Raw genomic sequence first — 12,177 nt, forward strand, 5'->3', positions numbered from 1 at the left:
TTCAGCGAAGCGTTAACGCTGCAGTTATCCATCAAATCTCACCCCTTGGCTTAAGGAGTCAGCTATGAGTGATACTAAACAACGTACGAACGCTTACCCGCAGCCCCCGTTCCCGGAACAGCCACAAACGCCACCGGGACTGGCATCCGAAATGCAACCCGTACCCGACCACGGGGAAACCAGCTATAAAGGGCATGGCCGCCTGGCGGGCAAAAAAGCGCTGATCACCGGCGGTGACTCGGGTATCGGTCGCGCTGTAGCCATCGCCTATGCCCGTGAAGGCGCGGACGTGGCCATTAACTACCTGCCTGACGAGGAAAAAGACGCCGCCGAGGTTATCGACCTGATCAAAGCCGAAGGGCGGAACGCCGTCGCGCTGCCGGGGGACGTCCGGGACGAAACCTTCTGCCAGAACCTGGTCGAAGAAGCCGTCTCGAAGCTGGGCGGGCTGGATATTCTGATTAACAACGCCGGTCGCCAGCAGTTCCGTGAATCGCTTGAAGAGCTGACCACCGAAGATTTTGACGCGACGTTTAAAACCAACGTGTACGCGCCTTTCTGGATCACGAAGGCGGCTCTGCGCCACCTGAAAGCCTCGTCCGTGATTATTAATACCTCCTCCGTCCAGGCGGTGAAGCCCAGCCCGGTGCTACTGGACTACGCCCAGACGAAAGCCTGTCTGGCGGTATTTACCAAATCCTTAGCCAAGCAGCTGGGTCCGAAAGGCATTCGCGTCAACGCGGTCGCTCCCGGTCCCTACTGGACGGTGCTGCAGTCCAGCGGCGGCCAGCCGATGGAAAAAGTGAAGGAGTTTGGCGGAGATACGCCGCTGGGACGTCCGGGTCAGCCCGTCGAGATTGCCCCGCTGTACGTCACGCTGGCCTCGGATGAATGTTCATTTACGTCCGGCCAGGTGTGGTGTTCTGACGGCGGTGACGGGGTAATCTAACCGCGTAACCCTTTCCCCTCAGCAATGAGCAATAAATGAACAAGGATGTTCGCTCATATTCCCCTGCCGAAAAACATGTTGTAACTCAAACAGATCAGATGTTAAAAATATTTTGCTATCAGGTTATCAAAATTAAACAACTTAACTTGTCACCCGCATCGCTCTGTTTTTAACATCGCCTATGGAAAAAAATGGTCTGTTCAGTCAGCGCATACGCTTGCGCCATTTGCATACATTTGTGGCCGTCGCTCAACAGGGAACGCTGGGGCGTGCGGCTGAAACTCTTAACCTGAGCCAGCCTGCGCTCTCGAAAACCCTCAACGAGTTGGAACAGCTGACCGGCGCCCGTCTTTTTGACCGCGGTCGGCTGGGCGCGCAGCTTACCATCGTGGGCGAACAGTTCCTGACGCACGCCGTTAAGGTGCTGGATGCGCTCAATACCGCAGGCCAGTCCCTGCATCGAAAAGAAGAGCACAGCAGCGAGGTCGTCCGCGTCGGGGCCCTGCCTACCGCCGCGCTCGGCATTCTTCCGCCGGTGATTGGCCAGTTCCATAAGCAGCAACGGCATACCACGATCCAGGTTGCCACCATGAATAACACCATGCTGCTCGCGGGGCTGAAATCGGGCGAGCTGGATATCGGTATCGGCCGCATGTCCGATCCTGAACTGATGGGGGGTCTCAATTACGAACTGCTGTTCCTGGAATCCCTGAAGCTGGTGGTTCGTCCCGATCACCCTCTGCTGCAGGACACGGTGACGTTAAGCCGCGTGATGGAGTGGCCGGTGGTGGTGTGTCCGAAAGGGACCGTCCCACGTCAGACCGCCGAAACCTTGCTGCAAATGCAGGGGTGTACGCTGCCCTCAGGGTGCATCGAAACGCTGTCGGCCTCGCTTTCACGCCAGCTCACCCTCGACTATGACTACGTCTGGTTCGTTCCCTCTGGCGCGGTAAAAGATGATTTGCGCCAGGGCACGCTGACCGCTCTCCCGGTAACGGCCCCCGGCGCCGGTGAACCTATTGGTATTTTGACCCGGGTAGATACTCCGCTTTCCACAGGCGCGCAGACGCTGCTGAGCGCCATCCGCAAATCAATGCCGGTTTAAAACCTTTTCGACCCTCCCCCTAACCCTCTCCCCTCAGGGGCGAGGGAGCTGTCCTGTGCGTTAATCAAATAATGCGGAATAAATCATTAACAATTGCGTAAAACAATTTAACAGTTTTATCATAGCGGCGAATTCACCAAATGGTTCGCAAATTATTTGATAGAAACGAATTCACCGGTATTAACCATCAATCCCACCGCATTTATTACCCAACTGGTACATACCCGACACGGCGGGGGATCTAAGGAGACAGAAATGGCATTTGGCAGCGCGCCGCGCGGGATACCTCGTATTCTGCAGTGGCTTCTTGCCGGACTGATGATGCTCATCGGTCTGGCCGTCGGCGGGTTGGGCTTAAAGCTCGCCACCGTAGGCGGAAGTAGTTACTTCCTGATAATGGGCGTGGTAATGGTGATTGCCGCGATCCTGATTTTCCTCAACCGCACCAGCGGGATCCTGCTTTACGGCATCGCGTTTATTGCCTCGCTGTTCTGGGCGGTAAGCGATGCAGGCTGGGATTTCTGGCCGCTCTTCTCCCGCCTGTTTACCTTTGCCGTGCTGGCGTTCCTCTGCGCCATCGTCTGGCCCTTCCTGCGCGCAGCAAACCACACTGCCCCGAACAAGGCGCCCGCCTTTGGCGTCGCGGCCCTGCTGGCGGTGGCCATGCTGGTCAGCCTGGGCTGGATGTTTAAGCCGCAAACCCTCGTGGCAGCGAACGAGCCCGTTCCGGTGAAACCCGTTGCACCCGGCGAGCAGCAAAAGAACTGGGAACACTGGGGCAACACCACCTACGGCGACCGTTTCGCCGCGCTGGACCAGATTAACAAGCAAAACGTCAGCTCGCTGAAAGTCGCGTGGGTTGCGCACACCGGCGATATTCCGCAGAGCAACGGCTCGGGTGCGGAAGATCAGAACACGCCTCTGCAGATTGGCGACACGCTGTATGTCTGTACGCCGTACAGTAAAGTGCTGGCGCTGGACGTGGATTCCGGTAAAGAAAAATGGCGTTATGATTCGAAAGCGACCGCGCCGAACTGGCAGCGCTGCCGCGGTCTGGGCTACTTTGAAGATCATGCTAACGTGACGGCGTCACAGAACGGGACATCGCCAGCGGCATGCCCTCGCCGCCTGTTCCTGCCCACCACCGATGCCCGTCTGATTGCCATCAACGCGGATAACGGCAAGGTCTGCGACGACTTTGGCGACCATGGCATCGTGGATCTGAGCGTCGGCATGGGCGAGATTAAGCCCGGATATTATCAGCAAACCTCCACGCCGCTGGTTGCCGGGAACGTTGTCGTCGTTGGCGGTCGCGTCGCGGATAACTACTCGACCGGTGAACCGCCGGGCGTGGTGCGCGCCTACGACGTTCACACCGGTAAACTGGCCTGGGCATGGGATCCGGGTAATCCGAACCTGACCGGCCTGCCGCCAGAAGGCCAGACCTACACCCGCGGTACGCCGAACGTCTGGTCTGCGATGTCTTACGACGCCAAACTGAACCTGATCTACCTGCCAACCGGCAACGCCACGCCAGACTTCTGGGCGGGCGAGCGTACCGCGCTGGACGATAAGTACAGTTCCTCCATCGTCGCCGTCGACGCGGCCACCGGTCAGGTCCGCTGGCATTTCCAGACCACCCACCACGACCTGTGGGACTTCGACCTGCCTTCCCAGCCGCTGCTGTACGACCTGCCTGACGGTAAGGGCGGCACCACGCCGGTGCTGGTGCAGACCAGCAAGCAGGGCATGATCTTCATGCTTAACCGCGAAACCGGCAAGCCGGTAGCGAAGGTAGAGGAACGCCCTGTCCCGGCGGGTAACGTTGAAGGTGAACGCTACTCCCCAACCCAGCCGTACTCCGTTGGCATGCCGATGATTGGCAACCAGACGCTGACCGAGTCCGACATGTGGGGCGCCACGCCTGTCGACCTGCTGCTGTGCCGCATTCAGTTTAAGGAGATGCGTCATCAGGGCGTCTTCACCCCTCCGGGTCTCGACCGTTCCCTGCAGTTCCCTGGCTCACTCGGCGGGATGAACTGGGGCAGCGTCTCCGTTGACCCGAACAACAGCCTGATGTTCGTCAACGATATGCGCCTGGGTCTGGCAAACTATATGGTGCCGCGCGCGAACGTGGCGAAAAATGCCAGCGGCATCGAGATGGGGATTGTTCCAATGGACGGCACCCCGTTCGGCGCGATGCGTGAACGCTTCCTGTCACCGCTGGGCATTCCGTGCCAGAAGCCGCCGTTTGGCACCATGTCAGCCGTTGACCTGAAAACCGGCAAGCTGGTGTGGCAGGTTCCTGTCGGCACGGTGGAAGATACCGGCCCGCTGGGCATTCGCATGCACATGCCAATCCCAATCGGTATGCCGACCCTGGGCGCGTCGCTCTCTACCCAGTCCGGTCTGCTGTTCTTTGCTGGTACCCAGGATTTCTACCTGCGCGCGTTTGATACCGCCACCGGGAAAGAGATCTGGAAAGACCGCCTGCCGGTTGGCAGCCAGTCCGGCCCGATGACCTACGTGTCGCCGAAAACCGGTAAGCAGTACATCATCATTAACGCCGGTGGCGCCCGTCAGTCGCCGGACCGCGGTGATTACGTTATCGCGTACGCATTACCTGATAAGAAATAAGATGTGAAAAAGGGACCGAAAGGTCCCTTTTTTTTGCCCGGTGGCGCTACGCTTACCGGGCCTACCGTTATACGTAGGTCGGGTAAGGCGAAGCCGCCACCCGACGCAACACGCCGCTCAGAACGTCTCCCAGTTATCCCCGGAAACCGTCGCCGCCGGGCGCAACGGTACGTTCTGCGCCACCGGTGCAGCTGTCACCACGCGGCCCTGCTTTGCGCTATTCAACCGAAACGCGCCAACCGCCTCGGTCAGACGCGCGCCCTGTTCTTCCAGAGACGCCGCCGCCGCGGAGGCTTCTTCCACCAGCGAGGCGTTCTGCTGGGTCACTTTATCCATCTCAGAAATCGCCTGGCTCACCTGCACAATACCGCGGCTCTGCTCATCGGACGCCGCGGCGATCTCCAGCATGATGTCGGTAACGCGTTTCACCGCGTCGACAATCTCATTCATGGTGTTACCGGCGGCAACAACCTCGCCGGAGCCCTGGTCGATCAGCGATACCGATTCGTTGATCAGGCTTTCGATCTCTTTTGCGGCATTCGCACTGCGGCTTGCCAGAGTGCGCACTTCACTTGCCACCACGGCAAATCCGCGCCCTTGTTCACCCGCACGGGCCGCTTCTACCGCCGCGTTAAGCGCCAGGATATTGGTCTGGAAGGCAATGCTGTTAATCACGGCGGTGATTTCAGAGATCTTCTTCGAGCTGCTGGAGATATTGCCCATGGTTTTCACCACGCCGGAGACCATCTGGCCTCCGCGGGTAGCTTTGCCGGAAGCATCTTCCGCCAGCTTGCTGGCATGATGGGCGTTATCGGCGTTCTGCTTCACCGTCGCGGTCAGCTGTTCCATGCTTGCGGCGGTTTGCTCGATGGCGGCAGCCTGCTGCTCGGTGCGGGAAGAGAGATCGGTGTTACCGGCAGAAATTTCGCTGGTGCCACGGTAGATTTCCTCCGCCCCCTGACGCACGGTGCCGACCGTTTTTTCAAGCGAGTGCTGCATGGTTTGCAGATCGCGCGTCAGGCGACCAATTTCGCTGCGCCCCGCCACGTCGTCCGGCATCGTCAGGTCGCCCTTAGCGATATTCTCGATACGTTTCGCTGCCCGCTGCAGCGGATTGATTACCGTGCGGCGCAGCACGACAAAGGTCATCGCCGTCAGCACCAGCGCCAGCGCAAACGCGCCCACCATAAACATCAGGCCCAGCTGCGTGCGGCTGTGCGCCTGCGCCGTGAGCGCATTGGCGCGGTCGGTACGGATCTTAATCGCCTTCAGCAGTACGGCGTTATAAGCGTCATCCAGCGGACGTGCCGTTTCGTTTTCGTGATTGATGATCGCTTCGAACATGCCGTTTTTGGCGAATTTCACCATCGGCTGCATGCCAGCAATATAGGCGTCGTAACGCGCCTTGAGATCCGCGTCCAGCGCTGCGCCCTCGGCGGTGCGCACGGCACGATTCATGTAGGCGGTAAAGCTCTCCTGGGACTGCTTAATGCGTGTTTCCGCCTCGCTGATGTTCTGCTTCATGGCATCCATCTCCGCGATACGGCTTGCCGCACCGGCGTGGATCAGATTGATACGCGCGGTTCGCAGATGGTTTGAGCTGTTCGACAGCCCCATACGCACCTGAATTTCAGCTGTGACATCCTGCTGATCGTTATCGGCCTGCAGCAGGAAATAACCCGCAAGACCCGAGCTCAAGGCAAACAGAAGAATAATGCCACCGAGAATGGAGGAAAACAGCGGAACCAGCCTGATGTGATGCAAGAAGCTCAGCTTGCGCTGCGCCAGCATCGAAGTAGTGTTGTCCATGACCGTCGACTCTCTTGTAGGTAAGATGCGTAAAAACACGCCTGTTAAATAGTCATCGGCACGGCACAGATTAAGATTACGGCTAAAAACGCCGCACTGGTCACACTTTAGAGAAGATTATTAAAGAAACGCCAGCGGCTAAAAACCGCTGGCAGAAGAGTTACTTGTCGCCGAAATGGATAACGGTACGGATGGATTTTCCTTCGTGCATCAGATCAAACGCCTCGTTGATCTGCTCCAGCGGTAAGCGATGGGTAATGAACGGATCGAGCTGAATCTTGCCGACCATGGCATCTTCAACCATACCCGGAAGCTGGGTACGCCCCTTCACGCCGCCAAACGCGGAACCGCGCCATACGCGCCCGGTGACCAGTTGGAATGGACGGGTTTTAATCTCCTGACCCGCACCGGCCACGCCAATGATGATGCTCTCGCCCCAGCCTTTGTGGCAGCACTCCAGTGCGGAACGCATCACGTTCACGTTGCCGATACACTCAAAGCTGAAGTCCACGCCGCCGTCGGTCATCTCAACGATGACGTCCTGAATCGGCTTCTCGTGATCTTTCGGGTTTACGAAATCGGTCGCGCCCATTTCACCCGCCAGCCTGAATTTCTCCGGGTTAGTGTCGACCGCGATGATACGACCGGCCTTCGCCTGCACCGCGCCCTGAATCACCGCCAGACCAATGCCGCCTAGACCGAACACCGCCACGGTATCGCCCTCTTTGACTTTTGCCGTGTTATGCACCGCGCCAATACCGGTGGTCACGCCGCAGCCCAGCAGGCAGACTTTGTCCAGCGGCGCCTGCGGGTTCACCTTCGCCAGCGAGATCTCCGCGCAAACGGTGTATTCGCTGAAGGTGCTGGTGCCCATGTAGTGATAAACCGGCTCGCCGTTGTAAGAGAAACGGGTCGTCCCGTCCGGCATCAGCCCTTTCCCCTGGGTGGCGCGCACCGCCTGGCAGAGGTTAGTTTTGCCGGATTTACAGAACTTGCATTCGCCGCATTCCGCGGTGTACAGCGGTATCACGTGATCGCCCGGCTTCAGGCTGGTCACGCCCTCTCCCACTTCCACCACAATCCCGCCGCCTTCATGACCGAGCACCGCCGGGAAGACGCCTTCCGGGTCATCGCCCGAGAGCGTAAACGCATCGGTATGGCACACGCCGGTATGGGTGATTTTGATCAGCACTTCGCCTTTCTTCGGCGGTGCCACGTCAATTTCAACGATTTTGAGCGGCTGGCCGGGGCCAAATGCAACTGCAGCGCGAGATTTCATATGCCTTCCCTTTTTTGTCAGGTATGTGGATTTATTTTAGATAAGAGCGCAGTAAATGGCCGACTTCCGCCATGCGTACGGCTCGCTGATCCGGCGTGGTGTCCCCCGCAACCAGCTCATCTTTGAGGTGAATTTCAACCATTTCGCCCATCAGGCCATTGGCAGCACCGCGCACGGCGGCAATTTGCTGCAGGATGGCCAGGCAGGGGGCGCCCGACTCCAGCGCGCGTTCAAGGGCATCAACCTGGCCCCGAATGCGACGGACGCGGGTAAGAATACGTTTTTTATCTTCGGGTGAATGCGGCATACGCCCTCCTGATACTATAGGGGGGTATGGTACCTATTTTGTTACCGCTGTGTAAACCTAAAGATTAGAGGGTTGAGGTTTTGTACAAAACTCGGGGGAGGCATTGAATACGCCAGATAACGAAGCAAAATAAAAAAGCGTAAAGTCTCATCCTGATAAGCCGATAAAAATAGGGTCTTTTTTTAATATAGGGATATTACATGCGTAAACTCATCTCCTCCATTGGGCTCATAGCAGGTATGGCTGTAGCCACACCCGCGGTTCACGCCAGCACGTTGACACAAACGTTGACCCGCTGCGACTCAACCTTTTTCAACGAGATTTATCATCAGCGAGCCAAACTCAGCCGCGTAGCCCCCTTAACGCTCAACAAGCATTCGCAGGCCTGGTTCAAAGCCCCTGAAGACGGCAATCGCACCATCTGGTTTGCTCAACCGCAGCATGAATTAAATCTGACGGTGTCGGGATATTACCTGCAAACCAGCAATCTCGATGAAATCAATTACGGTAAGTACTATTACTGGGGACTCATTTTCAAAGAGTCGCAAGAAGAAGTGATGTCCAGACTTGATCATTTGTCCTGGAAAAAGGCGGGAGACGATTATGTTTCTCAGACGATGATTAAAATCAACCCAAACAGTGAGTGGGAAGACAACGCGCAGGCGGTGACAGGTATTGCTCCGGCAAAAGAAAGTACTGAAAAGCTGTTAATGCTCAGCAAAGGTAAAGACGGGACATTATTGCTCTGTACCGTTCAGGGAAATGTAACGCCTGACATGCTGACGACATTACGGCCTGATTTATCCGCAGGGGATGCGAAATGAAAAAGCTAACATGGCTGGTATTACTTATGCTGACAGGTTGCACCGGGACAAGTAAACCCCAGCCCCAGTCTACCCCCAAGCCACCGGCAGGCGTCATAAAAATCCTTGAAGATAAAAGAATTGCTTCGTATATCGATTTTCGGGTGATTTCAACTTATCAGGGTAACGATCACTTACGCCGCTTTTATTTCATCAATAACTACGCCGAGCAGACACTCATTATAAAAAATCCTCCCGTCTACATAGCGAGCTCACGGGCAATCGACGTGATTAACTGCGACAAAAACCAGCGTGCCGTTATGGCGCGTACCTATTTTTCGAAACCGTTCGCGGAAGGCGATGTCGTACATGTGACACAGGATGTGGGACAATGGGAAAGTTATCCGAAAGACTCTCTTTTTGGGATAATAGCGGAAAGCATGTGTAGTATTCCCGTTGAAAAACTCAAGCCAGAGCCAGCGAAAGATAATCGAAAACCGTTACTGGATGAATAAAATCTTCAGGACCTAAGCTTCTATGGACAGACTCGCTCTGCTCTATAGTAAAGCGCGGGCTGGGCTGTCCGCTAACAAATAGCCTACCGTCCCCTGACAGCCTGCGCCAGCGTCTGCAGTTCCTCCTTCAGCCAGCGGGTCGCGCCCCGCTGGCCGCTGCGTTTATGCGAGTAAATTTTCACTTCAAACGTGCGTATCGGAAACGGTAACGCAAAAATCCTGAGATCCGCTGTCCTAATCAGCTTCTCCGCGGCATAGCGGGGGATCGCCATCAGCAGGTCACTTTCCGCTACGATAAACGGTGCGCTGAGCATCGACGGCGTTTTGATCGCGATTTGTCGGGTATAGCCCAGTTGCTCAAGCCGCACGTCCAGAACGCCCTGCCTCTCATTCCACGGCGTCACCACCAGGTGTCGGGCCGCGAGATAATCCTCCAGCGTCAGCCGGGTCCGGCTTGCGTTGCTGATGACCACATACTCATCTTCAAACCAGCCGATCTCTTCCAGTTCCGGATGACGGATATCCTCCGGCGTGCTGAAGCCCAGCGCCAGATCCACCTCGCCCGCCAGCAGTTCCGTCAAAGCCGGGCTGTGCGGCAGATAGCGCAATTCAAAGCGTAAACCCGGGGCTGTAAGCTGCAGCCTGTGTATCAGAGCCGGAAAAATGCAAAGCGCGGTAAAGTCCGTTATCGCAATCTGCAAGCTCTCCGCACTGCTGGCTGCATCAAACTCCGGCTGCGGGGTCAGCTCATGATTCAGGAACGACAGTGCGGAAGCAATCGAAGGCGCAAGCTGAGAGGCATACACGCTGGGGGACATGCGGTGCCCTTCACGAAAAAACAGCGGGTCATTCAGGGTGGCGCGCAGGCGCGACAGCGCATGACTGAGCGCGGATGTGCTCATCGCCAGCTCGTCAGCGGCCAGCCGAACGGAACGGTGGCGGTATATCGCGTCGAAAACGGGCAGCAGGTTTAAATCAAGCCGTCTCAGTATCGGATGCATAATATTCATCATATGTTGATTTCATTGCACTTAATTCTTCGGACAATACGCCGTATGCTTAATGCCATCAATCAGGACACACGCTAAAAAGCAGGAAAAACAATGAGCATCACCCTTCGTCAGGCCCGTCCCGAAGATGCAGCGGCCATTTACGCCATGATTTACGAGCTGGCGGTGTATGAAAAAGCCCCGGAAGAAGTGGTTACCACGCCGGAGGAGATCCGGGAAACGCTCTTTGGCGCAGGTACTAAAACCGAGGCATTGATCGCGGAGTGTGAAGGCAAGATCGCCGGCTATGCCGTGTTCTTCACCAGCTATTCGACCTGGCTCGGACGCAACGGGATTTATATGGAAGACCTGTACGTTTCTCCGGTGTATCGCGGGAAAGGTGCAGGCAGAGCACTGCTGAAACATATCGCGCAGCTGGCGGTAAAACGGCAGTGCGGTCGTCTTGAATGGAGCGTGCTGGACTGGAACCAGCCCGCCATCGATTTTTATCTGAGCATCGGCGCGCTGCCGCAGCCCGAGTGGGTACGCTATCGTCTGGATGGTGAAGCGCTGCTGAATTTTGCCGAATAGCGGCACGCGCTACCCGAGAAGATCCCGCCCCGCGGGATCGCGCTTTCCTGCGTCGATCCCGTCTCAACAGTTTCCGAATTTATGCTACCCTTCCATAAATTTCATCAACATAGTGCAGAACGCCATGACGACAGCCCCTTTTATCCGCCCTCAACTCACCCTGCCCAACGGCGCTGACAAACTGCTGCTGCACTCCTGCTGCGCCCCCTGCTCCGGTGAAGTGATGGAGGCTATTCAGGCGTCGGGCATTGAGTACACCATTTTCTTCTATAACCCCAATATCCATCCGCAAAAGGAATACCTCATTCGTAAGGAGGAGAATATTCGATTTGCGGAAAAGCACGGCGTGCCGTTTGTTGATGCCGATTACGACACCGATAACTGGTTTGAGCGCGCGAAAGGCATGGAATGGGAACCCGAGCGCGGCGTCCGCTGCACCATGTGCTTCGATATGCGTTTCGAGCGCACGGCGCTCTATGCGGCAGAAAATGGATTCAGCGTTATCAGCAGCTCGCTGGGGATCTCCCGCTGGAAGAACATGCAGCAAATAAACGACTGCGGCCAGCGTGCGGCCGCGCGCTATCCGGGTATGGTTTACTGGGACTATAACTGGCGCAAACAGGGCGGCTCCTCACGCATGATTGAGATCAGCAAGCGGGAACAGTTTTACCAGCAGGAATATTGCGGGTGCGTTTATTCGCTCAGGGACAGTAACCTGCACCGTAAGTCTCAGGGTCGCCCGCTGATCCGCATCGGGAAGCTGTATTACGGTCAGGATGACAATGAGAAATAATGGGTTCCCGGTATAGAGATATATCCGAAAACCGCCCTGTCAGGTGCCGAATTTAGCCTTGCGTCTCCCACATCCACAAAGAGCGGCTATCCTTTAACTATCAACAAAAGGAGGCAAAAATGTCTGATATCGGTACTGATAAAAACACCCAGTTTGCTGAAGACAAGGCAAAAAATAAATTTGATGAACTCGCTGGTTCAGCGCAGCAGCAGTTTGGTGAATTCGTCGATTCACCAAAACATCAGGTAAAAGGTGCCGCGAAAAAATACGCCGCTCAGGCCAGCGATGCCGTTTCCGACGTCACAGAAGCGGTCAGAAATAATCCCCTCACCGGCCTCATCGCCGCGGGTGCTGTCGGTATTGTTCTCGGCCTGCTGCTGGGTCGAAAATAAACCAGAGC

At 56.4% G+C, this 12,177-nt stretch carries 12 protein-coding genes; 8 read left to right on the forward strand and 4 right to left on the reverse strand.

Going from position 1 to position 12,177, the window contains the following annotated elements; all coding sequences use genetic code 11:
* Positions 1-64: 64 nt before the first annotated feature.
* The 3 genes from ACMGGE_RS05810 to ACMGGE_RS05820 all read left to right on the forward strand — a co-directional run bounded on the left by ACMGGE_RS05810 (position 65) and on the right by ACMGGE_RS05820 (position 4,691).
* Entirely contained in the window at positions 65-949 is an 885-nt protein-coding gene (locus ACMGGE_RS05810) for an SDR family oxidoreductase (protein WP_420293501.1), read from the forward strand.
* Between the two features lie 181 nt (positions 950-1,130).
* Positions 1,131-2,054: a LysR substrate-binding domain-containing protein gene (locus ACMGGE_RS05815; RefSeq protein WP_045910501.1), complete on the forward strand. Its 924-nt coding sequence runs from the start codon at positions 1,131-1,133 to the stop codon at positions 2,052-2,054.
* A 255-nt stretch (positions 2,055-2,309) separates the two neighbouring features.
* On the forward strand, positions 2,310-4,691 hold the full coding sequence (locus ACMGGE_RS05820; RefSeq protein WP_420293502.1) for a glucose/quinate/shikimate family membrane-bound PQQ-dependent dehydrogenase: 2,382 nt from the start codon (positions 2,310-2,312) through the stop codon (positions 4,689-4,691).
* A 117-nt stretch (positions 4,692-4,808) separates the two neighbouring features.
* Here ACMGGE_RS05820 and ACMGGE_RS05825 read toward each other — a convergent pair whose 3' ends face one another.
* The 3 genes from ACMGGE_RS05825 to ACMGGE_RS05835 form a co-directional block, all read right to left on the reverse strand.
* Positions 4,809-6,500 carry a methyl-accepting chemotaxis protein gene (locus tag ACMGGE_RS05825; RefSeq protein ID WP_045910499.1) on the reverse strand — a complete coding sequence of 564 codons (1,692 nt, stop codon included), beginning with the start codon at positions 6,498-6,500 and terminating at the stop codon, positions 4,809-4,811.
* A gap of 160 nt (positions 6,501-6,660) precedes the next feature.
* The gene (locus ACMGGE_RS05830; RefSeq protein ID WP_021242543.1) at positions 6,661-7,779 is read right to left on the reverse strand and encodes an S-(hydroxymethyl)glutathione dehydrogenase/class III alcohol dehydrogenase; all 1,119 of its coding nucleotides are present in this window, start codon (positions 7,777-7,779) and stop codon (positions 6,661-6,663) included.
* 31 nt (positions 7,780-7,810) lie between these two features.
* On the reverse strand, positions 7,811-8,086 hold the full coding sequence (locus tag ACMGGE_RS05835; RefSeq protein WP_181367445.1) for a metal/formaldehyde-sensitive transcriptional repressor: 276 nt from the start codon (positions 8,084-8,086) through the stop codon (positions 7,811-7,813).
* Between the two features lie 200 nt (positions 8,087-8,286).
* Between ACMGGE_RS05835 and ACMGGE_RS05840 the strand changes: the two genes are divergently transcribed.
* Entirely contained in the window at positions 8,287-8,910 is a 624-nt protein-coding gene (locus ACMGGE_RS05840; protein ID WP_420293503.1) for a hypothetical protein, read from the forward strand.
* Positions 8,907-9,404, forward strand: a complete 498-nt coding sequence (locus ACMGGE_RS05845; protein ID WP_025911200.1) for a surface-adhesin E family protein — start codon at positions 8,907-8,909, stop codon at positions 9,402-9,404. The genes ACMGGE_RS05840 and ACMGGE_RS05845 overlap by 4 nt, the downstream gene beginning before the upstream one ends.
* An 83-nt stretch (positions 9,405-9,487) precedes the next feature.
* Here ACMGGE_RS05845 and ACMGGE_RS05850 read toward each other — a convergent pair whose 3' ends face one another.
* A complete protein-coding gene (locus ACMGGE_RS05850; RefSeq protein WP_420293504.1) occupies positions 9,488-10,417 on the reverse strand; it encodes a LysR family transcriptional regulator in 930 nt (309 codons plus the stop codon).
* Between the two features lie 90 nt (positions 10,418-10,507).
* Between ACMGGE_RS05850 and ACMGGE_RS05855 the strand changes: the two genes are divergently transcribed.
* The 3 genes from ACMGGE_RS05855 (at position 10,508) to ACMGGE_RS05865 (ending at position 12,169) form a co-directional block, all read left to right on the forward strand.
* Positions 10,508-10,984 (forward strand): GNAT family N-acetyltransferase, encoded by a 477-nt coding sequence (locus tag ACMGGE_RS05855; protein WP_420293505.1) that lies wholly within the window; start codon positions 10,508-10,510, stop codon positions 10,982-10,984.
* 124 nt (positions 10,985-11,108) lie between these two features.
* Positions 11,109-11,777, forward strand: a complete 669-nt coding sequence (locus tag ACMGGE_RS05860) for an epoxyqueuosine reductase QueH (RefSeq protein ID WP_063621585.1) — start codon at positions 11,109-11,111, stop codon at positions 11,775-11,777.
* Between the two features lie 119 nt (positions 11,778-11,896).
* Positions 11,897-12,169 (forward strand): DUF883 family protein, encoded by a 273-nt coding sequence (locus ACMGGE_RS05865; RefSeq protein WP_045910495.1) that lies wholly within the window; start codon positions 11,897-11,899, stop codon positions 12,167-12,169.
* Positions 12,170-12,177 lie beyond the last annotated feature (8 nt).

The organism is Enterobacter sp. BNK-22, from assembly GCF_048684805.1.
GTDB classification, from domain to species: Bacteria; Pseudomonadota; Gammaproteobacteria; order Enterobacterales; family Enterobacteriaceae; genus Enterobacter; species Enterobacter quasiroggenkampii.